Source organism: Pseudomonas rhizophila (assembly GCF_003033885.1).
In the GTDB taxonomy this organism is placed as follows: Bacteria; Pseudomonadota; Gammaproteobacteria; order Pseudomonadales; family Pseudomonadaceae; genus Aquipseudomonas; species Aquipseudomonas rhizophila.
In genome coordinates this window covers 29,293-53,919 of sequence record NZ_CP024081.1, presented here as the reverse complement: position 1 = coordinate 53,919, position 24,627 = coordinate 29,293, and the positions used below count along the sequence as shown (strand labels likewise).

Below are 24,627 nucleotides of genomic sequence, written 5' to 3'. Positions count from 1 at the left end.
GCGCCGCCTTTGACCGCTCGTCGCTGCAGGCCGGTTTTTTTAACCGATGCCGAGCTTGAGCCGTTAATACAGCGTCGCAGGGTGCCGGAAAATGCAAAAAGGGGATAGTCATTTTCCAACGAGGCCACTAGGGTAGGTCTTTTCCAGACTGCACATGCAGATGGGCCTTCGACTTGCACAGGAAACCGACCATGCGCCTCGCTGCCCTCCCACTGTTGCTCGCCCCTCTGCTGATCAGCCCGCTGGCCCAGGCCGCCGCCCTGAGCGTTTGCACCGAGGCCAGCCCGGAAGGATTCGATGTCGTTCAGTACAATTCGCTGACCACCACCAACGCATCCGCCGACGTGCTGATGAATCGCCTGGTGGATTTCGACACCGCCAGCGGCAAGGTCATCCCCAGCCTCGCCGAGAGCTGGGAAGTCTCGTCCGATGGACTGACCTACGTGTTCAAGCTGCGCCCCCAGGTCAAATTCCACCGGACCGAATACTTCACGCCGCGCCGCGATCTGACCGCCGAGGACGTCAAGTTCAGCTTCGAACGCATGCTTGACCCGGCAAACCCTTGGCACAAAATCGCCCAGAGCGGTTTCCCCCACGCCCAGTCCATGCAGCTACCGAGCCTGATCAAGAAAATCGACGCGCTGGACCCGCTGACCGTGCGCTTCATCCTCGATCATGCGGATTCGACCTTCCTGGCCACCTTGAGCATGGGCTTTGCCTCCATCTATTCGGCCGAATACGCCGATCAGCTGATGAAAGCCGGCACGCCAGAAGCACTCAACAATCAGCCCATCGGCACAGGCCCGTTCATTTTCAACCGGTTCCAGAAAGACGCTTCGATTCGCTACAAGGCCAACCACGACTATTTCGCTGGCAAGCCCCAGGTGGATCCGCTGATCTTCGCCATCACGCCGGACGCGAATGTGCGCCTGCAAAAACTGCGGCGCAACGAATGCCAGATCGCCCTGTCACCCAAGCCGCAGGACGTCCAGGCCGCCAGGCAGGAGCCGACGTTGAAAGTGGCGCAGACCGACGCCTTCATGACCGCGTTCGTGGCGATCAACAGCCAGCACCCGCCCTTCGACAAGCCCGAGGTTCGACAAGCCGTCAACCTGGCCTTCGACAAGGCCAGCTACCTCAAGGCCGTTTTCGAGGGCACCGCCGAAGCGGCCAAGGGCCCCTACCCACCGAACACCTGGAGCTACGCCAAAAACTTGCCCGGCTACGCCCATGACCCGGCCAAGGCCCGTGATCTTCTGGCCAGGGCCGGTTTGAAGGACGGCTTTCAGACCACCATATGGACCCGCCCTTCCGGCAGCCTGCTGAACCCCAACCCCAGCCTGGGCGCGCAGTTGCTGCAGGCCGACCTGGCGCAGATCGGCATTCAGGCCGAGATCCGCGTGATCGAATGGGGCGAACTGATCCGTCGCGCCAAGGCCGGCGAACATGACTTGCTGTTCATGGGCTGGGCCGGTGACAACGGTGACCCGGACAACTTCCTCACGCCGCAGTTTTCCTGCGCGGCACTCAAGTCCGGCACCAACTTCGCCCGTTATTGCAACCCGGACCTGGATAAAGTGATCAGTGCCGGCAAAACCACCAGCGAGCAGGGCGTGCGCACCAAACTCTATGAGCAGGCCCAGGCGCAGATCCAGCAACAGGCCCTGTGGCTGCCCCTGGCGCACCCGACCGCGTTCGCCCTGACCCGCAAGGATGTGCAGGGTTACTCGGTCAGCCCGTTTGGGCGGCAGGATTACTCCAAGGTCAGTATCAAGTAACCACTGCCAGCCCCCCCTGTGGGAGCAAAGCTTGCTCGCGATGACGTCGTTACATACAACACTTCTGTTGGCTGTAAAACTGCTATCGCGAGCAAGCTTTGCTCCCACAAGGGATTATTCACGCCTGACCGTGCTTACATCCACCCATACTCCGCCATGGACAGCGGCTCACCATCGCCGACGATGAAGTGGTCGAGCACCCGCACATCGATCAACTCCAGTGCTTCCTGAAGCCGCTCAGTGAGTATCCGGTCGGCCTGGCTGGGTTCGGTGTTGCCGGAGGGGTGGTTGTGGCACAGGATCAACGCTGCGGCGTTATGGGCCAGGGCGCGCTTGACCACCTGCCGGGGATAGACACTCGCGCTGTCGATGGAACCGCGAAACAACGCCTCATACGCCAGCACCCGATGCCGGGAATCGAGGAACAGACATCCAAACACTTCATGAGGCTCGTGACGCAACATGGCCTTGAGGTAGTCCCGCACGGCCAGCGGGCTCTCCAGCACCGATTCCCGCCGCAAATTTTCGGCCAGATGCCGACGCCCCATCTCCAGCACGGCCTGCAACTGCGCGAATTTCGCCGGGCCCAGCCCCAGATGTGCGTTGAAGGTACGCAGATCAGCCTCGAGCAAAACCCGCAGGCCACCAAATTGATGCAGCAGATGTCGCGCCAGGTCCACGGCGCTTTTACCCGACACACCCGTGCGCAAGAAAATCGCCAAAAGCTCGGCGTCCGAAAGACTCGCCGATCCCAACTCCAGTAACCTCTCCCGTGGCCGCTCGGCCACCGGCCAGTCGCGAATACTCATAGCATCTCCCTGATTGTGGGCGCCGCTGTTCCGTAGCGGTCGCTGTGATATCGTAGCCCATCTTTTTTGCAGGCGATTTGCACCCAGGCAGGCTGCTGCCGTGGGGTTCGTCCTGCACTGACCATTGAAATCGAAAGGCAGGCCTATGCAGCGGCTGTATCGGAAACGCATCGTTCTGGGCGTCGGCGGCGGCATTGCCGCCTACAAGAGCGCCGAGCTGGTCCGCAGGCTTATCGACCAGGGCGCGGAAGTACGGGTCGTCATGACTCGCGGCGGCAGTGAATTCATCACCCCGCTGACCATGCAGGCCCTGTCCGGGCACCCGGTCCACCTGGATCTGCTCGACCCGGCGGCCGAAGCCGCCATGGGTCATATCGAACTGGCCAAGTGGGCCGACCTGGTGCTGATCGCCCCAGCCACGGCCGACCTGATCGCCCGCCTGGCCCAAGGCATCGCCGATGATTTGCTGACCACCCTGGTGCTCGCCACCGACGCCGTGGTTGCCCTCGCGCCAGCCATGAACCAGGCCATGTGGCGCGATCCGGCCACCCAGGCCAATCTGCAATTGCTCCAAAGCCGCGACCTGAAAGTCTTTGGCCCGGCTTCCGGCAGCCAGGCCTGCGGCGATGTCGGCATGGGACGCATGCTCGAAGCCAACGACCTGGCCCAGTGCGCCGCCGACTGCTTCCAGCGCCAGGCACTGACCGGCAAGCATGTGCTGATCACCGCCGGACCGACCCAGGAAAACATCGACCCGGTGCGCTACATCACCAACCACAGCTCCGGGAAAATGGGCTTCGCCCTGGCCGAAGCCGCCGTGGAAGCCGGCGCCCGGGTCACGCTGATCACCGGCCCCGTGCATTTGCCGACCCCTGATCGGGTGACCCGCATCGACGTGGTCAGCGCCCGGGACATGCTGGCGGCCTGCGAAGCGGCTATCCCGTGCGACCTGTTCATCGCCTCGGCGGCGGTGGCGGACTACCGCCCCGAAGTAGTCGCCCCGCAAAAACTTAAGAAAGACCCTACGAGCGGCGACGGCCTGCTACTACAAATGGTGCGCAACCCGGACATCCTCGCGACCATCGCCACCCGCCCGGACCGTCCATTCAGTGTCGGCTTCGCCGCCGAAACCGAGCACCTGCTCGACTACGCCGCGCGCAAGCTCAAGGACAAGAACCTGGACTTGATCGTCGCCAACGACGTCGCCAACCCGAGCATTGGCTTCAACAGCGAGGAAAACGCCTGCAGCGTGATCGACCGCCAGTTGCACGCCACCCTTTTCGCCCAGACCAGCAAGAGCAAGATTGCCCGCCAGCTGATCACTTTTATCGCCGAACGGCTGAACCAGGTTTAATTGACATGCACGCTCTACAAGCCAAGATCCTCGACCCTCGCATCGGCACCGAATTCCCGCTGCCGCATTACGCCACACCGGGTTCCGCCGGCCTCGACCTGCGGGCCATGCTCAAGCAGGACACCGTCCTGGAGCCCGGCCAGACCCTGCTGATCCCAACCGGCCTGTCGGTGTACATCGGCGACCCAGGCCTGGCTGCGTTGATCCTGCCGCGCTCGGGCCTGGGCCATAAGCATGGCATCGTACTGGGCAACCTGGTGGGCCTGATCGACTCCGATTACCAAGGCGAACTGATGGTGTCGTGCTGGAACCGTGGTCAAACGGCATTCAACATCGCCGTGGGCGAGCGCATCGCCCAACTGGTGCTGGTACCGGTGGTCCAGGCGCGCTTCGAACTGGTGGAAGAATTCGACGAGAGCCAGCGCGGCGCTGGTGGCTTCGGGCATTCCGGCAGTCACTGATCCAGCTGTTTCAGGCCGGGCGCCTTGCCCGGCCCCTTTATTAAGCTTCTGTTTCAGGACGAAAAATGCCCACAGGCTGGCTACAAGGTTTCCCACTTGGAATCAATGTATTAGGCGATAGAGGCGAGGTAACGCTGTCTCATGGCACTTTCCCACCACGAACTCTCTGCCAAAAACGCCGTCATACCCTTCAGTTTGAGCCTGCCGACGCGAACCGTCGGCCTGTCCAGTCATCTTCCTGATAGAGCGCCCCGCCCATGAACACCCCAGCCGCAATCGCCCCAATTTTTCCTGACAGCATCTTCCGCGCCTACGACATCCGTGGCGTGGTACCGGAGACCCTCACCGCCGAAACCGCCTATTGGATCGGCCGCGCCATCGGCTCCCAGAGCCTGGCCCAGGGTGAACCGAACGTGTGTGTCGGTCGCGATGGTCGCTTGTCCGGCCCCGAGCTGGTTGAACAATTGATCAAAGGGGTTGCCGACAGTGGTTGCCATGTCAGCGACGTGGGCCTGGTGCCGACGCCAGCGCTGTACTACGCCGCCAACGTGCTGGCCGGTAAATCCGGCGTGATGCTCACTGGCAGCCACAACCCGTCGAACTACAACGGCTTCAAGATCGTCATCGCCGGCGACACCCTCGCCAACGAGCAGATCCAGGCCTTGCACACCCGCCTCAAGACCAATGACCTGAGCAGCGGCCAGGGCAGCGTCACCAAGGTGGACATCCTGGAGCGCTACAACGATGAAATCGTCAAGGATGTGAAGCTCTCCCGCCGCCTGAAAGTGGTGGTCGATTGCGGCAACGGCGCGGCCGGCGTGATCGCCCCACAACTGATTAAAGCCCTGAACTGCGAAGTCATCCCGCTGTTCTGCGAAGTGGACGGCAACTTCCCCAACCATCACCCGGACCCGGGCAAGCTGGAAAACCTGCAAGACCTGATCGCCAAGGTCGAGGAAACCAACGCCGACCTGGGCCTGGCCTTCGACGGCGACGGCGACCGCGTGGGCGTGGTCACCAACACCGGCAGCGTCGTGTTCCCGGACCGCTTGCTGATGCTGTTCGCCCGTGACGTGGTGGCGCGCAATCCGAACGCCGAAATCATTTTCGACGTTAAATGCACCCGCCGCCTGGTGCCGCTGATCAAGGAATACGGCGGTCGCCCACTGATGTGGAAAACCGGCCACTCGTTGATCAAGAAGAAAATGAAAGAGAGTGGCGCCCTGCTGGCCGGCGAAATGAGCGGCCACATCTTCTTCAAGGAGCGCTGGTTCGGTTTCGACGACGGCATCTACAGCGCCGCACGCCTGCTGGAGATCCTCAGCAAAGAGAAATCCACGGCCGAAGAGCTCTTCGCGACCTTCCCGAACGATATTTCTACGCCGGAAATCAATATCCATGTGACCGAAGAGAGCAAATTCAGCATCATTGATGCACTGCACGACGCTCAATGGGGCGAAGGGGCCGAACTGACCACCATCGATGGTGTGCGGGTCGACTATCCCCAAGGCTGGGGCCTGGTTCGCGCATCCAACACCACGCCGGTGCTGGTGCTGCGTTTCGAAGCCGACAACGAAGCCGAACTGCAGCGCATCAAGGATGTGTTCCACACCCAACTCAAACGTGTTGCACCTGATCTTCAACTACCGTTCTGATTTTTGAAGCACCACCGGAGCCCTGAATGACCCTCGAACGCGAAGCCGCCGCCAATACCGCCAAGGTCCTGTCCGAAGCGTTGCCTTATATCCGACGCTATGTCGGCAAGACCCTGGTGATCAAATACGGCGGCAACGCGATGGAAAGCGAGGAGCTGAAAACCGGCTTCGCTCGCGACATCGTGCTGATGAAGGCTGTGGGCATCAACCCGGTGGTCGTTCACGGTGGTGGCCCACAGATCGGCGACCTGCTCAAGCGCCTGTCGATCGAGAGCCACTTCATCGACGGCATGCGCGTCACCGACGCGCAGACCATGGATGTGGTGGAGATGGTCCTCGGCGGCCAGGTCAACAAGGACATCGTCAACCTGATCAACCGGCATGGCGGCAGCGCCATCGGCCTGACAGGTAAAGACGCCGAGCTGATCCGGGCGAAGAAACTCACCGTCACCCGCCAGACGCCGGAGATGACCCAGCCGGAAATCATCGACATCGGCCATGTGGGCGAAGTGGTCGGCATCAACACCGACTTGCTGAACCTGCTGGTCAAGGGCGACTTCATCCCGGTAATCGCGCCCATCGGCGTCGGCGCCAACGGTGAGTCCTACAACATCAACGCCGACCTGGTGGCAGGCAAGGTTGCCGAAGCACTGAAAGCGGAAAAGCTGATGCTGCTGACCAACATCGCCGGCCTGATGGACAAGACCGGCAAGGTCCTGACCGGATTGTCGACTCAACAGGTCGATGAACTGATCGCCGACGGCACCATCTACGGCGGCATGCTGCCGAAGATCCGCTGCGCACTGGAAGCGGTCCAGGGCGGCGTTGGCAGCTCCTTGATCATCGACGGCCGGGTACCGAATGCGATCCTGCTGGAGATCTTCACCGATACCGGCGTGGGCACGTTGATCAGCAATCGCAAGCGTCCGTAAGCGACACCCATAAAAAGACCCCGCTCAGCCAGACTGAGCGGGGTCTTTTTTTACGCACTGTAGGAGCGAGCTTGCTCGCGATAGCGGTGATTCAGCCAACATGAATGTTGAATGGCTATCGCGAGCAGGCTCGCTCCCACCAGGGAATGTGCAAATCTTTAAACGCCGAACTGCGCCCGATAAGCCTCAACCGCCGGCAAATGCTGCTTGAGCTGCGGGTCGTCGGCCAAAAACTCCAGCACCTGGGTCAGCGACACGATGCTGACCACCGGAATGTTGAAGTCACGCTCCACTTCCTGGATCGCCGACAACTCACCGTTGCCGCGCTCTTGGCGATTCAGGGCGATCAGCACACCGGCGGCCTTGGCGCCTTCCTGGGAACCGATGATCTGCATCACTTCACGAATGGCGGTGCCGGCGGTGATCACGTCGTCGATGATCAGCACTTCACCGGTCAGCGGCGCGCCCACCAGGCTGCCCCCTTCACCATGAGCCTTGGCTTCCTTGCGGTTGAAGCACCAGGGCAGGTCGCGGCCGTGGTGTTCGGCCAGGGCGACCGCAGTGGTGGCGGCCAGAGGAATGCCTTTGTAGGCCGGGCCGAACAGCACGTCGAACGGAATGCCGCTCTCGACAATGGCCGCCGCATAGAAACGGCCCAGTTGCGCCAGGGCGGCACCGGTGTTGAACAGGCCGGCATTGAAGAAGTACGGGCTCGTGCGGCCGGACTTGAGGGTGAACTCACCGAAGCGCAAAACGCCGCGATCGATGGCAAAACGAATGAAATCGCGCTGATACGCCTGCATGAAAAAAGCCCCAAATACCACGGATTTAGCTAAATAGGTACACGCCGTGTATCATACACGCACGTGATTTTTGGGGCCATTTATGCGGATCATCAGTGTGAACGTCAATGGTATTCAGGCTGCAGTGGAGCGAGGGTTGCTCAGTTGGCTGCAAGCACAGAATGCCGACGTCATCTGCCTGCAGGACACCCGCGCCTCCGCCTTTGAACTGGACGATGCAGCCTTCCAACTGGATGGTTACTTCCTTTATGCCTGCGATGCCGAAGTCCCCGCCCAGGGTGGCGTGGCTTTGTACTCGCGGCTGCAACCGAAGGCTGTCATCAACGGTCTCGGTTTCGAGACGGCGGACCGCTACGGGCGCTACCTGCAGGCCGATTTCGACAAGGTCAGCATCGCGACCTTACTGCTCCCTTCGGGGCAGAACGGCGATGAAGATTTGAATCAGAAATTCAAGTTGATGGACGACTTCGCCCGTTATCTGGATAAACAGCGGCGCAAACGTCGCGAGTACATCTATTGTGGCTCGCTGTACGTGGCGCAACAGAAGCTGGATATCAAGAACTGGCGCGACAGCCAGCAATCCCCGGGTTTCCTGGCGCCGGAACGGGCCTGGATGGACGAGATTGTCGGCAACATGGGCTATGTTGACGCCCTGCGGGAAGTCAGCCGTGAAGGCGACCAATACAGCTGGTGGCCAGACAACGAACAGGCCGAGATGCTCAACCTCGGCTGGCGTTTCGACTACCAGTTGCTGACGCCTGGTCTGCGCCGCTTCGTGCGCAGCGCTCGCCTGCCGCGCCAGCCACGCTTCTCGCAGCATGCGCCACTGATCGTGGATTACGACTGGACGCTGACGATCTGAGTGTCGTTTCGCAGCCACAAAAAAACCGACAGCCATGTCGGTTTTTTTGTGAGCAACCCTTTCTACTGTGGGAGCGAGCCTGCTCGCGATGGCGGTGGGTCAGCCAACATTTGTGTTGAATGATGAACCGCTATCGCGAGCAGGCTCGCTCCCACAAGTGGTTACTCGTTGATCGTTATTTGACCAGCCGCCAGGTAAACGGATACCGATACGGCTGCCCTTCATTGGCCTTCACCCCACCGATGATGGTCAGCACCAGCGCACCGATAGCCACCAACCCGAACAGGAAGAAGCCGATCACCACGATCATCAGAAGCAGACTGATCGCTGAGGCAATTGCCACAGTGATCTGGAAGTTCAGCGCTTCCTTGCCTTGTGCATCGATGAACGGGTCAGTCTCGCGCTTGAGCTGCCAGAGCACCAGCGGGCCGATCAACGTACCGAACGGAATCCAGATGCCCAACAAGGCGGACAAGTGACAGAACATCGCCCATTGGCGCGCCTCCTTGCTGGGCTGGGGCAGTAGGGTTTGCTCATCACTCATGACGTTCTCCTTGTCTGAAGCGCGAAACGATCAGTCAGCCAGTGCGGCTTTTTGCAGTTCGAAAATCTCGTTCATGCCTTTCTTTGCCAATTCCAGCATAGCGCTCAATTCTTCCGGCTGGAACGGCGCGCCTTCGGCGGTGCCCTGGATTTCGATGAAGCCGCCAGCGCTGGTCATGACCACGTTCAGGTCGGTCTCGGCGGCGGAGTCTTCCAGGTAGTCCAGGTCCAGCACCGGCTCGCCCTGGTACATGCCCACGGAGACCGCAGCGATCATCTGCTTGAGCGGATCGCCGCCCTTGAGGCCGCCACGCTTCTTGATCACTTTCAAGGCATCGGCCAGTGCGACCATGGCGCCGGTGATGGACGCGGTGCGAGTGCCGCCGTCAGCCTGGATCACGTCGCAATCGACATACAACGTCACGTCACCGAGCTTGGACATGTCCAGCGCGGCGCGCAGCGAACGGCCGATCAGACGCTGGATTTCCAGGGTACGTCCGCCCTGCTTGCCGCGGCTGGCCTCGCGCTGGTTGCGCTCACCGGTGGAGCGCGGCAGCATGCCGTATTCGGCGGTCAGCCAGCCTTGACCCTGGCCCTTGAGGAACCGTGGCACACCGTTTTCGACGCTGACGGTGCAGATGACTTTGGTATCACCGAATTCGACCAGTACAGATCCCTCGGCGTGTTTGGTGTAGTTGCGGGTAATGCGGATCGAGCGAAGCTGATCGGCAGCGCGACCACTTGGACGTTTCATAGGGAACACCTGTACAGAGGACGGAAAACTGCCGAGCATTATAGAGCCGTGGGCCGCCATAGGGCAGTTTAAACGTCGCGCGGTTCCAAAAAACCGCTGCAACGAGCCAAGCCCCTTTGACCTCTGACCGACGAGCCGCAGCGCTTTGTCACATGCACGGTTTGGGGGCATGCACCTCACTGCGCTACAATCCTGCGCCTTTGCTGCCCTTCGGCTTTTATCCACAGATACCAGGCGCTACGACTAACCGTTGCGTCCGCCTGCATTGCGAGGAATCTCCATGGTGCACAGCATGACCGCCTTCGCCCGCGTCGAGAAAGCCGGCATCCAAGGCACGCTGAGCTGGGAACTGCGCTCGGTCAACAGCCGCTACCTGGAGCCGCACCTGCGCCTGCCCGAATCCTTTCGCGACCTTGAAGGCAGCGTGCGTGAAGCCCTGCGCCAGGGCCTGTCCCGGGGCAAGCTGGAATGCACCCTGCGCTTCACCGAAGAAAGCACCGGCAAGGCCTTGCAGGTGGACCGCGAGCGCGCCGCGCAACTGGTGGCTGCCGCCGAAACCGTCGCCAGCCTGATCAAGCACCCCGCGCCTCTGAACCCGCTGGAAGTCCTGGCCTGGCCCGGCGTGCTGGTTGGTGATGCGAGCGACCCGCAGGCCCTGAATGCCGAAGCGCTGGCGTTGTTCAATCAAGGCCTGAAAGAACTCAAGGCCGGCCGCGAGCGCGAAGGCGCGGAACTGGCCCGGTTGATCGACGAGCGCCTGACTTCCATAGAGGAAGACGTCGTCACCCTGCGCGAACTGGTCCCGCAAATGCTCGCCACCCAACGTCAGAAAGTGCTCGACCGCTTCGTCGACATGAAGGCCGAGCTGGACCCGCAGCGCCTGGAACAGGAAATGGTCATGCTCGCGCAAAAAAGCGACGTGGCCGAAGAACTGGATCGCCTGAGCACCCACATCATTGAAGTTCGCCGGGTACTCAAATCCGGTGGGGCGGCCGGTCGCCGCCTGGACTTCCTGATGCAGGAACTCAACCGCGAAGCCAACACACTGGGCTCCAAAGCCTTCGACCCGCGCAGCACCCAGGCTGCGGTCAACCTCAAGGTGTTGATCGAGCAAATGCGCGAACAAGTGCAGAACATTGAGTAAGGCTAACCCGACATGACCCACAGCACCGGCACTCTCTACATCATTTCCGCGCCCTCTGGGGCCGGCAAGACCAGCCTGGTCAAGGCGCTGATCGACGCCGAGCCGCAGATCCGCGTCTCGGTCTCGCACACCACCCGCGCCATGCGCCCGGGCGAAGTGGACGGGGTGAACTATCACTTCGTCGACCGCGAACAGTTCGTGAAAATGGCCGAGCACGGGGACTTCCTCGAGCGCGCCGAAGTCTTCGGCAACCTCTATGGCACCTCGCAAAGCTATCTGCAGCAAACCCTGGACGAAGGCCACGACCTGATCCTGGAAATCGACTGGCAGGGTGCCGAGCAGGTCCGCAAGCTGATGCCCCAGGCCCGTTCGATCTTTATCCTGCCACCGAGCCAGCAGGCCTTGCGCCAGCGCCTGACCAATCGCGGCCAGGACAGCGACGACATCATCGAAGGCCGGATGCGCGAAGCGGTCAGCGAAATGAGCCACTACGTCGACTACGATTACCTGATCATCAACGACGATTTCGCCCATGCGCTAGACGATCTGAAGGCGATTTTCCGCGCCAGCCAGCTGCAGCAGAAACGCCAGCAGCAACGTTTCGGTAAATTATTGGCCGAACTGCTGGGCTGAACAGCCCTTCCCAAAACCGCTGCGACGGCTTTACATTGGAGCTTGTAGCGGGTCGAGGGGCTGGTCAAAAAATCAGCGCTTCCCTAAACGCTGGCGTTTTTTTAAACTGTTGAGTCCGCTCGCCCAACCGGGCAGCGCGCATATTGCATTCGCTCCGAGGAATACCATGGCCCGCGTAACCGTTGAAGACTGCCTAGAACACGTGGAAAACCGCTTTGAGCTGGTCATGCTCTCTACCAAGCGTGCCCGTCAACTGGCCACCGGTGGCAAAGAGCCGTTGGTCCAGTGGGAAAACGACAAGCCTACCGTGGTAGCGCTGCGTGAAATCGCCGAAGGCCTGATGAGCTACGAGTTCATCGCCAACGCTGAAATCGTTGAAGACGAACCGCTGTTCGCAGCGTTCGAGGACGAGTCCAACGAGGCGGTCTAAGCCTATGCCTGGTCGACGTAGCACGGCGCGGGGTCACAGCAAACGGCAGGAGTCATTATCATGCCGAGCATAGACGCCCTCGCCGATCGCTTATCGGCCTACCTCGGCACGGACCAGGTCAACCTGGTCCGCCGAGCCTATTTCTACGCCGAACAAGCCCACGACGGCCAGCGCCGCCGCAGCGGCGAGGCGTACGTCACGCACCCGCTTGCGGTGGCGAACATTCTTGCCGACATGCACATGGACCATCAGAGCCTGATGGCGGCGATGCTGCATGACGTGATCGAAGACACCGGCATCGCCAAGGAAGCGCTGCAGGCGCAGTTCGGCGAAACCGTGGCCGAACTGGTCGACGGGGTCAGCAAACTGACCCAGATGAACTTCGAGACCAAGGCCGAGGCCCAGGCCGAAAACTTCCAGAAAATGGCCATGGCCATGGCGCGCGACATTCGCGTGATCCTGGTCAAGCTCGCCGACCGCCTGCACAACATGCGAACACTGGAAGTGTTGTCCGGTGAAAAACGCCGGCGAATCGCCAAGGAAACCCTGGAAATCTATGCGCCCATCGCCAATCGCCTGGGCATGCACGCGATCCGCATCGAGTTCGAAGACCTCGGTTTCAAGGCCATGCACCCGATGCGTTCGGCGCGGATCAACCAGGCCGTCAAGCGCGCCCGGGGCAACCGCAAGGAAATCGTCAACAAGATCGAAGAATCCTTGAGCCACTGCCTGACCATCGACGGCATCGAAGGCGAGGTCAGCGGCCGACAGAAACACCTCTACGGCATCTACAAGAAGATGCGCGGCAAGCGTCGGGCCTTCAACGAGATCATGGACGTCTACGCGTTCCGGATCATCGTCGACAAGGTCGATACCTGCTACCGCGTACTGGGCGCTGTACATAATTTGTACAAACCATTGCCTGGGCGCTTCAAGGACTACATCGCGATTCCCAAGGCCAACGGCTACCAGTCGCTGCACACCACGCTCTTCGGCATGCACGGCGTACCGATCGAAATCCAGATCCGCACCCGCGAAATGGAAGAGATGGCCAACAATGGCATCGCTGCGCACTGGCTGTACAAGTCCAGCGGCGACGAACAACCCAAGAGCACCCACGCCCGGGCCCGCCAGTGGGTCAAAGGCGTGCTGGAAATGCAGCAGCGGGCCGGCAACTCCCTGGAATTCATCGAAAGCGTGAAGATCGACCTGTTTCCGGACGAGGTCTACGTTTTCACGCCCAAAGGCCGGATCATGGAGCTGCCCAAAGGCTCCACGGCGGTGGACTTTGCCTATGCAGTACACACCGACGTCGGCAACAGCTGCATCGCGTGCCGGATCAACCGCCGCCTGGCACCGTTGTCCGAACCGCTGCAAAGCGGCTCCACGGTGGAAATCGTCAGCGCCGCCGGCGCGCGGCCAAATCCGGCATGGCTCAATTTCGTGGTCACCGGCAAAGCCCGCACACACATCCGCCATGCCTTGAAGCTACAACGCCGCTCTGAATCCATCAGCCTGGGCGAACGCTTGCTCAACAAAGTCCTCAACGGTTTCGACAGCTCCCTGGACAAGATCCCGGCTGAACGCGTGCAGATCATGCTCAGCGAGTACCGCCTGGAACTGATCGAAGACCTGCTGGAAGACATCGGCCTGGGCAATCGCATGGCCTACGTCGTCGCCCGCCGCCTGCTCGGCGAAGGCGAACAGCTGCCTAGCCCCGAAGGTCCCCTGGCCATTCGTGGTACCGAAGGCCTGGTGCTCAGCTATGCCAAGTGCTGCACGCCGATTCCTGGCGATCCGATTGTCGGCCATCTGTCCGCAGGCAAAGGGATGGTGGTGCACCTGGATAACTGCCGCAACATCAGCGAAATCCGCCACAACCCGGAAAAATGCATCCAGCTCTCCTGGGCCAAGGATGTCACCGGCGAATTCAATGTCGAGCTGCGGGTCGAACTGGAGCACCAGCGTGGCCTGATCGCCTTGCTGGCCAGCAGCGTCAACGCCGCCGACGGCAATATCGAAAAAATCAGCATGGACGAGCGCGATGGCCGCATCAGCGTCGTCCAACTGGTGGTCAGCGTGCACGACCGCGTGCACCTGGCCCGCGTGATCAAGAAGCTGCGCGCCCTGACTGGCGTCATCCGTATCACTCGTATGCGTGCATAGCTCCCCATCCATTACAAGGAGTCATAAATGACCAAGACCGTTATCACCAGCGACAAAGCCCCGGCCGCCATCGGTACGTATTCCCAGGCAATCAAGGCGGGCAACACCGTGTACATGTCGGGCCAGATCCCGCTGGACCCGAAAACCATGGAACTGGTAGAAGGCTTCGAAGCCCAGACCGTGCAGGTGTTCGAGAACCTCAAGGCCGTGGCCGAGGCTGCCGGCGGTTCGTTCAAGGACATCGTCAAGCTCAACATCTTCCTCACCGACCTGAGCCACTTCGCCAAGGTCAACGAGATCATGGGCAAGTACTTCGACCAGCCTTACCCTGCCCGCGCCGCCATCGGCGTAGCAGCCCTGCCGAAGGGTTCGCAGGTTGAGATGGACGCCATCCTGGTCATCGAGTAACACGCCCGGCGCAGCCTCCCCCGGCTGCGCCGTTTTCGTTTAAGGATTCCACCATGCGCAAAGCGCTTGCTCTTTCGCTGGCTGCCCTGCTGTTGGGCGGCTGCGCCAGCGACCCTGCCGACCGTGATATCAGCGGCACCTGGATCAACCAGGCGGCAATCGACGCCGCCGCCAAGGGCGGCCCGCTGCGCGAGGCGCTGCAGGCCTATGGCCCGAACCTGGAATGGGACGTCAACACCCGGGCCGGCCAGGCGCGTTACACCAACGGTTTCGAGAATGTCGAAGGCAAGCTGCTGGGCGAAGAAGACGGTGCGTGGAAAGTCGATTTCTACGGCAGCTCCGCCAGCGAACTGCAACGCGACGGCGACCAGTTGAACCAATCCGCCACCGAGAACGAGCCGCAGCAAGTGTTCGAGCGCGCCCAGGTCCAGGTGCCCGAGGGGGCGCCGCTGGGCGCCAGTTTCGAACGGGCGCTGTATACCGCTTATCTGGGCGGCACCTGGAACATCGTCAACGGCCCTGGCCAGGGCGCCAGCGTGCAGTTCCAACTCGACGGCCAGGTCAGCGGACTACCAGGCGCCGACCGCTACGCCCTGTGCCTGGCCGGCGACTGCGCGTCCATGAGCGGCGGCAACGACAACATCTGGCTGCAACAGAACGGCCAGGGCAATACCTGGATCTTCTCTCGCGACGGCAAGAAGCTGGAAATTTTCCAGACCGTGAATGCGGCACTGGCGGATGAAATGCCTTCGTTCACGCCGGGTGACCGGCAGTGGGTGTTGGAGAAGCAGTAACTCGGACTCCCTGTGGGATCGAGCCTGTGGGAGCAAAGCTTGCTCGCGATGACGTCGTCACAGACAACACCTCTGTTGGCTGTAAAACCGCTATCGCGAGCAAGCTTTGCTCCCACCGTTTGTTTTTGGGGTGCTTAAAAGATCAGCAGCGCCCCTCCAGAATAGCCGCATACCCCTCACGAAAACTCGGATACCTCGGTGTCCAGCCCAGGGCCTTCGCCCGTGCATTGCTGCAGCGCTTGCTGCCGGCGCGGCGGACGCTGGCGTTTTCGGCCCATTGGGTGACGCCCATGTAATCACGCAGCCAACCCACCACCTCGGCCAGCGCGGCGGGAGTGTCGTCGACGCCGATGTAGCAGTCTTCCAGGGGCTTGCCCTGGCGGTCGGCTTCCAGCAGGAAGGCCAGCAGGCCCGCCGCGTCGTCGGCATGGATGCGGTTGGCGTAGAGGGGCGGGTCCTCCACCACGCTATAGCCCTGGCGCACCTGGCTCAGCAACCATTCACGGCCCGGACCATAGATACCGGTCAGACGCACGCGGCTGGCCGGGATGCTGCTGTCGAGCGCCACCTGTTCGGCTTCGAGCATCAGTCGACCGGAATAGCCACCGGCCACGGTGGGCGAGCTTTCATCGACCCACTCACCACCCTTCTGTCCGTAGACGCTGCTGCTGGAGACAAAAAGCAGTCGTTTTGGCTGCTGTCCATGCTGCTTCAGCCAGCTCAACACATGCTGTAAGCCTTGGACATAAGCCGCGCGGTAACCCGCCTCGTCATGCTCGGTGGCGGCGACGCTGTACACCACGTAATCCAGTGGACCGGTGGGCCAATCAGCGGGACATTGCTCGTTGAACAAGTCCCCCGCTACCCCGACAACCCCGGCCGGCAGCTGCGAAACCGTACGGCGCAAGCCGTAGACCTGCCACTGCTCGGCCCGCAACTGACTCGCCAGGCGGCCACCGATATCACCGCAGCCGGCGATCAAAACAGAAGGCGCGGACATCAAAATCTCCTCTCGTAAAGCCGCAGACTAGCTGCCAGAGGGGACGAGCGGCTAGCAATGCAGGAAAAAAAGATACTGTATTACTTTTGTTAACAAGAATTACTTGCAATAATGCGAGCCAGTATTGTTCTCGGCCCACGAGGCCTGGAAGAACATCAACCTTCTTTTTCTCTCAGGTCCGGCCAGCATGACACGCTATCTCCCCTCCGCTTCGCCAACCAACCGACCTCGCGCCTGGAGTGCCATGGCAGCCCTGCTGCTCAGCCTGCTGCTAGCACCCGCCGCCGCGTTCGCCGATGCCCAAGCGCCAGCCACGACCCCGGCCACCGCACCCGCCGCCAGCCAGGCGCCGGTCGATGCAGCCGAGCCTGTAGCGGCTCCTCAGGCCAGCGAGCCGGCCCAGGCCGTCGAAGCCGACGCCGCAGACGCACCTCAAATGCTCGAAGCCGACAATACCTTGGGCATGGCCCACGATCTGTCGCCATGGGGCATGTACCAGAACGCCGACATTATCGTGAAGATCGTCATGATCGGCCTGGCCATCGCCTCGATCATCACCTGGACCATCTGGATCGCCAAGGGCTTCGAGCTGATGGGCGCCAAGCGCCGCTTGCGCGGTGAAATCGCCAACCTGAAAAAAGCCACCACCCTCAAAGAGGCCAGCGCCTCTGCGGCCAAAGAGGGCACCCTGGCCAATCTGCTGGTTCACGACGCCCTCGAAGAGATGCGCCTGTCGGCCAACAGTCGTGAGAAGGAAGGCATCAAGGAGCGCGTGAGTTTCCGCCTCGAGCGCCTGGTCGCAGCCTGCGGTCGCAACATGAGCAGCGGTACCGGCGTGCTCGCCACCATCGGTTCCACCGCGCCGTTCGTCGGCCTGTTCGGCACCGTGTGGGGCATCATGAACAGCTTCATCGGCATCGCCAAGACCCAGACCACCAACCTCGCTGTCGTGGCGCCTGGCATCGCCGAAGCCCTGCTCGCGACGGCTCTGGGTCTGGTCGCAGCGATCCCGGCGGTGGTCATCTACAACGTGTTCGCCCGCTCCATTGCCGGTTACAAGGCCCAGGTCTCGGACGCTTCGGCCGAAGTCCTGTTGCTGGTCAGCCGCGACCTCGACCACCTGCCACCCGAGCGTGGCTCGCAACCGCACATGGTGAAAGTGGGGTAATCGGCCATGGGCCTGCATTTGAAAGAAGGCGCAGACGACGATCTGGCCGAGAACCACGAAATCAACGTCACGCCGTTCATCGACGTGATGCTGGTGCTGTTGATCATCTTCATGGTGGCCGCTCCGCTCGCCACCGTGGACATCAAGGTCGACCTTCCGGCTTCGACGGCCAAGCCTTCGCCGCGGCCGGAAAAACCGGTATTCCTCAGCGTCAAGGCTGACCAACGCCTGTTCTTGGGCGAAGACGAGGTCAAGGCCGATAGCCTCGGCGCGACCCTCGACGCCAAGACCCAAGGCAAAAAGGACACGACGATCTTCTTCCAGGCGGATAAAGGCGTGGATTACGGCGACTTGATGAGCGTGATGGACGCCCTGCGCGCCGCCGGATACCTGAAGGTCGGCCTGGTCGGACTTGAGACGGCGCCCAAGAAATGATCACGACGCGCCAAAAGCTGACGCGTTACAGCGGTAGCCTGGCCGTGGTGCTGGGCGTGCATGCGCTCGCCATTGCCCTGGCCCTGAACTGGACGTCAAACCCGCCCATTGAATTGCCGCCCCAGGCAATGATGGTCGAGCTGGCGCCGGTTCCGGCCCCACCACCGCCCGCACCGCCTAAAGTCGTCACGCCACCGCAGCCTCCGGAGCCGGTCGAAGAACTGCCGCTGCCTAAAATCGCCGAAGCCGAGAAACCGGAGATTTCGGTGCCCAAGCCGGTCAAGCCCAAGCCTAAACCGCCCAAGCCCAAACCCAAGCCCGTGGAGAAAAAACCGGAACCGCCCAAGGAAGAACCGTCGGAGCAAAAGCCCAGCGATACTCAACCGACCAAGGCACCGACCGAGAAATCCGCGCAACCGGCGCCTGGCCCATCCCCCGCGCAAATGGCGGCCAAGGCCAGTTGGCAAGGCACCTTGCTTGCGCACTTGGGCAAGTACAAGAAATACCCCGCCAGCGCCCAGTCGCGCGGCAAGGAAGGCTTGAACCGTTTACGGTTCGTGGTGGACGCCGAAGGCAATGTGTTGTCCTTCGAGCTGGTGAGCAAGTCCGGCAACGCCGCCCTGGACCGGGCGACCCTGGAAATGATTCGCCGCGCCCAACCGCTGCCCAAGCCTCCGGCCGACATGCTGGTTAACGGCTCCATCGAAATCGTCGCGCCGTTCGTGTACTCCATCGACAAGCGTCGGCGTTAACCCATTGGCAAGCCCCTGTTACAGGGGCTTATTGTTTCTGGTGAAGGGAATGTATCTGTAGAGCAAGGGGGCCTGTGGGAGCAAAACTTGCTCGCGATACAGGCACCTCGGTTCCGGAGAGGACCGCGTTAGCTTCATCGCGGGCAAGCCTTGCTCCCACAAATAATCCATATGCGTCGTTAAATCCCCTCACCATACCCACATTAGGCAGTGTCACACCGCGCCCCCAGTCTGATAACGTGCGTCTATCGATTGCAGCCGGTATGCTTGGCTCGCAACTTCACGGACGCTCGCCATGACCCTCACAGAATTACGCTACATCGTCACCCTCGCCCAGGAGCAACATTTCGGCCACGCCGCCGAGCGTTGCCATGTCAGCCAGCCGACGCTTTCGGTGGGCGTGAAAAAGCTTGAAGACGAACTCGGCGTGCTGATTTTCGAGCGCAGCAAAAGCGCCGTGCGCCTGACCCCAGTGGGCGAAGGCATCGTTGCCCAGGCACAGAAAGTCCTGGAACAGGCTCAGGGCATCCGTGAACTGGCCCAGGCCGGCAAAAACCAGCTGACCGCCCCACTGAAAGTCGGCGCCATCTACACCGTCGGCCCGTACCTGTTCCCGCACCTGATTCCGCAACTGCACCGGGTCGCCCCGCAGATGCCGTTGTACATCGAAGAAAACTTCACCCATGTGCTGCGCGACAAACTGCGCAACGGCGAACTGGACGCGATCATCATCGCCCTGCCGTTCAACGAAGCCGATGTCCTGACCCTGCCGCTCTACGACGAGCCGTTCTACGTGTTGATGCCGGCCCAGCATCCGTGGACCCAGAAAAAATCCATCGACGCCGGCCTGCTCAACGACAAGAGCCTGCTGCTGCTCGGCGAAGGCCACTGCTTCCGCGACCAGGTGCTGGAAGCCTGCCCGACCCTGACCAAAGGCAGCGAAGGCGCCAAGCACACCACGGTGGAATCCAGCTCCCTGGAAACCATTCGCCACATGGTCGCCTCGGGCCTGGGCATTTCGATTTTGCCGCTCTCGGCGGTGGACAGCCATCATTACGCCCCTGGCGTGATCGAGGTTCGCCCACTGACGCCGCCCGTGCCGTTCCGCACCGTTGCCATCGCCTGGCGCGCCAGCTTTCCGCGACCCAAGGCCATCGAGATCCTCGCTGACTCGATCCGCCTGTGTTCCGTGGCCAAGCCGCCCACTGCCAAGTAAGCCCCGGCCATGACTGAGCTGTCGAAAGTGCCGGTCACGGCACTCAAGGGTGTCGGTGAAGCCATGGCCGAGAAGCTGGCCAAGGTTGGCCTGGAAAACCTTCAGGACGTGCTGTTCCACCTGCCGCTGCGTTACCAGGACCGCACCCGCGTCGTGCCCATCGGGCATTTACGTCCGGGCCAGGACGCCGTGATCGAAGGCACCGTCAGCGGCGCCGATGTGGTCATGGGGCGGCGCCGTAGCCTGGTGGTGCGCCTGCAGGACGGCACCGGCGGGCTGAGCCTGCGCTTCTATCACTTCAGCAATGCGCAAAAGGAGGGCCTCAAGCGTGGCACCCGCGTGCGTTGCTACGGTGAAGCGCGGCCCGGTGCATCCGGGCTGGAGATCTATCACCCGGAATACCGCGCCATCACCGGCGACGAGCCGCCCCCGGTGGATGAAACCCTGACCCCGGTCTACCCGCTCACCGAAGGCCTGACCCAACAGCGTCTGCGCCAGCTCTGCCAGCAAACCCTGACCCTGCTCGGCCCCAGCAGCCTGCCCGACTGGCTGCCCAACGAACTGGCCCGGGATTATCAACTGGCGCCGCTGGCTGATGCGATTCGCTACCTGCACCATCCGCCAGCCGACGCCGATGTCGACGAACTGGCCCTGGGGCATCACTGGGCCCAGCACCGGCTGGCCTTTGAAGAGCTGCTGACCCATCAACTGTCCCAGCAACGCCTGCGCGAAAGCCTGCGTTCCCTGCGCGCCCCGGCCATGCCCAAGGCCAAGGATCTGCCCGCCCGTTACCTGGCTAACCTCGGCTTTAAACCCACAGGGGCCCAGCAGCGGGTCGGCAACGAAATCGCCTACGACCTGAGCCAGCCCGAGCCGATGCTGCGGCTGATCCAGGGCGATGTGGGTGCCGGCAAGACCGTGGTCGCCGCCCTCGCCGCGCTCCAGGCCCTGGAAGCCGGCTATCAAGTGGCGTTAATGGCGCCCACCGAAATTCTCGCCGAACAACATTTCATCACCTTCCAGCGCTGGCTCGAACCCTTGGGGATCGAAGTCGCCTGGCTGGCCGGCAAGCTCAAGGGAAAGAATCGCGCAGCCGCCCTGGCGCAGATCGCCGAAGGCGCACCGATGGTGGTCGGCACCCATGCGTTGTTCCAGGACGAAGTGCAGTTCAAGAACCTGGCGCTGGTGATCATCGACGAACAGCACCGCTTCGGCGTGCAGCAGCGCCTGGCGCTGCGGCAGAAAGGCGTGGGCGGGCGGATGTGCCCTCACCAATTGATCATGACCGCCACGCCGATTCCGCGGACCCTGGCCATGAGCGCCTATGCCGACCTCGACACCTCGATCCTCGACGAACTGCCTCCCGGACGCACACCAGTCAATACCGTGCTGGTCACCGACACCCGGCGCGTCGAAGTGATCGAGCGCGTGCGCGGTGCCTGCGCCGAAGGGCGACAGGCCTATTGGGTGTGCACGCTGATTGAAGAATCGGAAGAGCTGACCTGCCAGGCGGCCGAAACCACCTATGAAGACCTCACCGCCGCCCTCGGCGAACTGAAAGTCGGGCTGATCCACGGGCGCATGAAACCCGCCGAGAAAGCCGCCGTCATGGCCGAATTCAAGGCCGGGGCGCTGCAATTGCTGGTCGCCACCACGGTGATCGAAGTCGGGGTCGATGTGCCCAATGCCAGCTTGATGATCATCGAGAACCCCGAGCGCCTGGGTCTGGCACAGTTGCACCAGCTACGCGGCCGCGTCGGCCGGGGCAGTGCCGCCAGCCATTGCGTCTTGCTGTATCACCCGCCGCTGTCGCAGATTGGTCGCCAGCGCCTGGGCATCATGCGCGAAACCAACGATGGTTTTGTCATCGCCGAAAAAGACCTGGAATTGCGCGGACCCGGTGAAATGCTCGGCACGCGCCAGACCGGCCTGCTTCAATTCAAGGTAGCCGACCTGATGCGCGACGCCGATCTGCTCCCCGCCGTACGCGACGCCGCCCAGGCGCTGCTGGAGCGCTGGCCGGAGCATGTCAGCCCGCTGCTGGATCGCTGGTTGCGTCACGGGCAGCAATACGGCCAAGTGTGAGCACGCTCTCAGTTTCTGGGCGCGCCTGCCCGGCAAGCTGGTTATACTGCTGAACTTGTAGGAAAACGGATACAGACCATGACAGAAGCTGCCCTCGTCCCCGAAACCCCGCACGCTCCGTCTGTTATTCGGCTGTTGCTCGAGAAACTGGGCATCGGCTTTGACGAAGTAATCGAACGACCAGGCCTGAATCCCGCCCGTAAAGTGCAGGCTGTTTTGTTGCACGATGCCGTTGGCGCCCTCATGGTGCTGTTTCCGCAAAGCCAACTGCTGGACCTCAACCGCTTGGCCGAACTCACCGGTCGCAAACTCACGGCGGTACCTACTGACCGTCTGGAGCGCATGCTCGGCAAACATAGCCTGAGCCTGCTGCCCGGCCTGCCGGCGCTGACCAGCTCCCCTTGCCTGTATGAAGAAAGCCTGCTGCGCGAGCCGAAGCTGCTGATCAACTCAGGCGAACCAGGGCTGCTGCTGGAAGTGACCAGCGAAGCCTTCAAGAGCATGCTCACCAAGGCCAGTGCCGCGACCTTCGGCGAAGCCGTGAGCAACATCACCCCCAACCTTGATCGCCCGCACGACGACCGCGCGGAAATCACTCAGGCTGTGCAGGCGTTCACCGCCCGACGTATCCAGCAACGGCTGGAAGAAACCATCGAAATTCCACCACTGGCCGAAACGGCGCAGAAGATCATCAAGCTGCGGGTCGACCCGGACGCCACCATCGATGACATCACCGGCGTCGTGGAAACCGATCCGGCCCTGGCCGCGCAAGTGGTGAGCTGGGCTGCCTCGCCGTATTACGCCTCGCCCGGCAAGATCCGTTCGGTGGAAGACGCCATCGTCCGGGTACTGGGCTTCGATCTGGTGATCAACCTGGCACTGGGCCTGGCCTTGGGCAAGACCCTGAGCCTGCCTAAGGACCACCCGCAACACACCACGCCGTACTGGCATCAGTCGATCTACACCGCCGCCGTCATCGAGGGCCTGACCCGTGCCATGCCGCGCGCCCAGCGCCCAGAAGGCGGCCTGACCTACCTGTCCGGCCTGCTGCACAACTTCGGCTATCTGTTGCTGGCCCACGTCTTCCCGCCGCACTTCTCGTTGATCTGCCGGCACCTGGAGGTCAACCCGCACCTGTGCCACAGCTACGTGGAGCAGCACCTCTTGGGCATCAGTCGCGAGCAGATCGGTTCATGGCTGATGCGCTACTGGGACATGCCCGACGAACTGGCCACCGCCCTGCGCTTCCAGCACGACCCACATTACGACGGCGAATACGCCGCCTACCCGAACCTGGTGTGCCTGGCCGTACGCCTGCTGCGCGCCCGTGGCATTGGCTCGGGTCCCGACGAGGAGATTCCCGACGCACTGCTCGAACGCGTCGGCCTGAGTCGCGACAAAGCCAATGAAGTGGTCAGCAAAGTGCTGGAGGCTGAGGTGTTGTTGCGCGAACTGGCTTCGCAGTTCAGCCACTGACCGCTGACGCAGGCCGCTGAGCTTTGATCGTTCCCACGCTCTGCGTGGGAATGCATCCCGTGACGCTCTGCGTCACATCCCAGAAGCGGAACGCGGAGCGTCCCTGGCGACGTTCCCACGCAGAGCGTGGGAACGATCGAGCGTATCCTGGCTGATTCGCCACAGGGTTCTCGACTAAACCTTCTTGGCCTTCTTCGGCTTCAAATACCGCATCAACCCCTGAAACCAGATCACCAACGCCGGGTTGCCCTTGATCTGGATCGACTTGTCCTGAATCCCGGTCATGAACGCCAACTGCTTGTTCTTCGCCTGCATCGTGGCAAAGCCATAAGCCGCGTCCTTGAAGGCGATGGCGAACGCAGGCGTCGGGTAAGTGCCGGACTGGCTGGTGATGCGCTGGTCTTTCACCGTGAAGTGCCGGGCGACCTTGCCGTCCAGGGTTTGCAGTTGAAACACCAACTCCTTATCGCCCAACTGCTGCTGGAACGCCGGATTGGTCCGGCTGGCCCTGCCCATCAACAACCCCAGCATCCACAGCAGAAAGCGAAACTTCATGGGCACGGCCTCGTAAAAAAGATGAATGGCGGGAGCAGTTTAGCGATTCCACAGCGGAACGCCATCATCGGATCGCTTTAACGGGAGATGGATGAGTTTTCTCGCATGATGACTGCCAAGTCAACTTTTCACGTTTTTCGTTTCCTCTCAGGTTCCTCGGAGATTTCCTTCAAAACACCGGGCTGTTCATGAACTAGGCAGTGCTTCCGAGCGCCGCTAACCTTTGTCCGTCATCGCAAAAACGGTGATACGGACGTGCAAGTCCGGACTGGTACCCAATCGGTTATAGCTATTGACCGAGCATTTTTTATGCTCGCGTCCGTTATGGCGATTGTGCGTGGGAGACCTTCGGGTCTGCCGGCGGTACCGGACCGGTCTTGCACACCTACGCACAGTTGCCGCCTCTTCGAATGC

The 24,627-nt window shown here is 61.6% G+C and carries 23 protein-coding genes and 1 pseudogene; 18 read left to right on the top strand and 6 right to left on the bottom strand.

Annotated features, from left to right (window positions below):
• Positions 1 to 191: 191 nt before the first annotated feature.
• Positions 192 to 1,778 (top strand): ABC transporter substrate-binding protein, encoded by a 1,587-nt coding sequence (locus tag CRX69_RS00215; protein WP_076383090.1) that lies wholly within the window; start codon positions 192 to 194, stop codon positions 1,776 to 1,778.
• Positions 1,779 to 1,912: 134 nt separating this feature from the next.
• Here CRX69_RS00215 and radC read toward each other — a convergent pair whose 3' ends face one another.
• Positions 1,913 to 2,587, bottom strand: coding sequence for a RadC family protein (gene radC, locus CRX69_RS00210; protein WP_107321362.1), 675 nt, complete (start codon positions 2,585 to 2,587; stop codon positions 1,913 to 1,915).
• A gap of 145 nt (positions 2,588 to 2,732) precedes the next feature.
• Between radC and coaBC the strand changes: the two genes are divergently transcribed.
• From coaBC to argB, 4 genes and pseudogenes are all read left to right on the top strand, one after another.
• Positions 2,733 to 3,941, top strand: a complete 1,209-nt coding sequence (coaBC, locus tag CRX69_RS00205) for a bifunctional phosphopantothenoylcysteine decarboxylase/phosphopantothenate--cysteine ligase CoaBC (protein ID WP_047226163.1) — start codon at positions 2,733 to 2,735, stop codon at positions 3,939 to 3,941.
• Positions 3,942 to 3,946: 5 nt separating this feature from the next.
• Positions 3,947 to 4,402, top strand: a complete 456-nt coding sequence (dut, locus tag CRX69_RS00200) for a dUTP diphosphatase (protein WP_076383091.1) — start codon at positions 3,947 to 3,949, stop codon at positions 4,400 to 4,402.
• 251 nt (positions 4,403 to 4,653) lie between these two features.
• A pseudogene (locus tag CRX69_RS00195) lies at positions 4,654 to 6,057 on the top strand (phosphomannomutase/phosphoglucomutase); the annotation flags it as partial.
• 26 nt (positions 6,058 to 6,083) lie between these two features.
• Positions 6,084 to 6,989 carry an acetylglutamate kinase gene (gene argB, locus CRX69_RS00190; protein WP_047226166.1) on the top strand — a complete coding sequence of 302 codons (906 nt, stop codon included), beginning with the start codon at positions 6,084 to 6,086 and terminating at the stop codon, positions 6,987 to 6,989.
• A 158-nt stretch (positions 6,990 to 7,147) separates the two neighbouring features.
• Here argB and pyrE read toward each other — a convergent pair whose 3' ends face one another.
• The gene (gene pyrE / locus CRX69_RS00185) at positions 7,148 to 7,792 is read right to left on the bottom strand and encodes an orotate phosphoribosyltransferase (RefSeq protein ID WP_047226167.1); all 645 of its coding nucleotides are present in this window, start codon (positions 7,790 to 7,792) and stop codon (positions 7,148 to 7,150) included.
• Between the two features lie 82 nt (positions 7,793 to 7,874).
• Here pyrE and CRX69_RS00180 point away from each other — a divergent pair, with 82 nt between their 5' ends.
• Positions 7,875 to 8,654 carry an exodeoxyribonuclease III gene (locus CRX69_RS00180; protein ID WP_003177265.1) on the top strand — a complete coding sequence of 260 codons (780 nt, stop codon included), beginning with the start codon at positions 7,875 to 7,877 and terminating at the stop codon, positions 8,652 to 8,654.
• 175 nt (positions 8,655 to 8,829) lie between these two features.
• On the opposite strand, the gene CRX69_RS00175 is transcribed toward CRX69_RS00180, so the two are convergent.
• Positions 8,830 to 9,198 (bottom strand): DUF4870 domain-containing protein, encoded by a 369-nt coding sequence (locus tag CRX69_RS00175; protein ID WP_047226168.1) that lies wholly within the window; start codon positions 9,196 to 9,198, stop codon positions 8,830 to 8,832.
• 30 nt (positions 9,199 to 9,228) lie between these two features.
• Positions 9,229 to 9,951, bottom strand: a complete 723-nt coding sequence (gene rph / locus CRX69_RS00170; RefSeq protein WP_047226169.1) for a ribonuclease PH — start codon at positions 9,949 to 9,951, stop codon at positions 9,229 to 9,231.
• Positions 9,952 to 10,231: 280 nt separating this feature from the next.
• Between rph and CRX69_RS00165 the strand changes: the two genes are divergently transcribed.
• From CRX69_RS00165 to CRX69_RS00140, 6 genes are all read left to right on the top strand, one after another.
• Positions 10,232 to 11,095 (top strand): YicC/YloC family endoribonuclease, encoded by an 864-nt coding sequence (locus tag CRX69_RS00165; RefSeq protein ID WP_047226170.1) that lies wholly within the window; start codon positions 10,232 to 10,234, stop codon positions 11,093 to 11,095.
• Positions 11,096 to 11,107: 12 nt separating this feature from the next.
• On the top strand, positions 11,108 to 11,728 hold the full coding sequence (gmk, locus tag CRX69_RS00160) for a guanylate kinase (RefSeq protein WP_047226171.1): 621 nt from the start codon (positions 11,108 to 11,110) through the stop codon (positions 11,726 to 11,728).
• A 166-nt stretch (positions 11,729 to 11,894) separates the two neighbouring features.
• Positions 11,895 to 12,158: a DNA-directed RNA polymerase subunit omega gene (gene rpoZ / locus CRX69_RS00155; protein WP_003177259.1), complete on the top strand. Its 264-nt coding sequence runs from the start codon at positions 11,895 to 11,897 to the stop codon at positions 12,156 to 12,158.
• Positions 12,159 to 12,218: 60 nt separating this feature from the next.
• Positions 12,219 to 14,324, top strand: a complete 2,106-nt coding sequence (gene spoT / locus CRX69_RS00150; RefSeq protein ID WP_047226172.1) for a bifunctional GTP diphosphokinase/guanosine-3',5'-bis pyrophosphate 3'-pyrophosphohydrolase — start codon at positions 12,219 to 12,221, stop codon at positions 14,322 to 14,324.
• Positions 14,325 to 14,351: 27 nt separating this feature from the next.
• Positions 14,352 to 14,732 carry a RidA family protein gene (locus CRX69_RS00145; protein WP_003229509.1) on the top strand — a complete coding sequence of 127 codons (381 nt, stop codon included), beginning with the start codon at positions 14,352 to 14,354 and terminating at the stop codon, positions 14,730 to 14,732.
• A 53-nt stretch (positions 14,733 to 14,785) separates the two neighbouring features.
• A complete protein-coding gene (locus CRX69_RS00140) occupies positions 14,786 to 15,526 on the top strand; it encodes a hypothetical protein (RefSeq protein WP_107321361.1) in 741 nt (246 codons plus the stop codon).
• Positions 15,527 to 15,668: 142 nt separating this feature from the next.
• On the opposite strand, the gene CRX69_RS00135 is transcribed toward CRX69_RS00140, so the two are convergent.
• A complete protein-coding gene (locus CRX69_RS00135; protein WP_107321360.1) occupies positions 15,669 to 16,526 on the bottom strand; it encodes an SDR family oxidoreductase in 858 nt (285 codons plus the stop codon).
• A gap of 187 nt (positions 16,527 to 16,713) precedes the next feature.
• Here CRX69_RS00135 and exbB point away from each other — a divergent pair, with 187 nt between their 5' ends.
• The 6 genes from exbB (at position 16,714) to CRX69_RS00105 (ending at position 23,658) form a co-directional block, all read left to right on the top strand.
• On the top strand, positions 16,714 to 17,694 hold the full coding sequence (gene exbB, locus CRX69_RS00130; RefSeq protein WP_047226197.1) for a tonB-system energizer ExbB: 981 nt from the start codon (positions 16,714 to 16,716) through the stop codon (positions 17,692 to 17,694).
• Positions 17,695 to 17,700: 6 nt separating this feature from the next.
• Positions 17,701 to 18,129, top strand: coding sequence for a TonB system transport protein ExbD (gene exbD, locus CRX69_RS00125; RefSeq protein ID WP_047226179.1), 429 nt, complete (start codon positions 17,701 to 17,703; stop codon positions 18,127 to 18,129).
• Entirely contained in the window at positions 18,126 to 18,881 is a 756-nt protein-coding gene (locus CRX69_RS00120) for an energy transducer TonB family protein (RefSeq protein ID WP_076383095.1), read from the top strand. Before exbD ends, CRX69_RS00120 begins: the two co-directional genes overlap by 4 nt.
• Positions 18,882 to 19,176: 295 nt before the next feature.
• Positions 19,177 to 20,097, top strand: a complete 921-nt coding sequence (locus CRX69_RS00115; RefSeq protein WP_047226181.1) for a hydrogen peroxide-inducible genes activator — start codon at positions 19,177 to 19,179, stop codon at positions 20,095 to 20,097.
• Positions 20,098 to 20,106: 9 nt separating this feature from the next.
• Positions 20,107 to 22,182, top strand: a complete 2,076-nt coding sequence (recG, locus tag CRX69_RS00110; RefSeq protein ID WP_047226182.1) for an ATP-dependent DNA helicase RecG — start codon at positions 20,107 to 20,109, stop codon at positions 22,180 to 22,182.
• Between the two features lie 78 nt (positions 22,183 to 22,260).
• Positions 22,261 to 23,658, top strand: a complete 1,398-nt coding sequence (locus CRX69_RS00105; RefSeq protein ID WP_047226183.1) for an aminoacyl-tRNA deacylase and HDOD domain-containing protein — start codon at positions 22,261 to 22,263, stop codon at positions 23,656 to 23,658.
• Positions 23,659 to 23,832: 174 nt separating this feature from the next.
• Here the strand turns inward: CRX69_RS00105 and CRX69_RS00100 are convergent, their stop codons facing one another.
• The gene (locus CRX69_RS00100; RefSeq protein ID WP_047226184.1) at positions 23,833 to 24,213 is read right to left on the bottom strand and encodes a helicase; all 381 of its coding nucleotides are present in this window, start codon (positions 24,211 to 24,213) and stop codon (positions 23,833 to 23,835) included.
• Between the last annotated feature and the right edge of the window lie 414 nt (positions 24,214 to 24,627).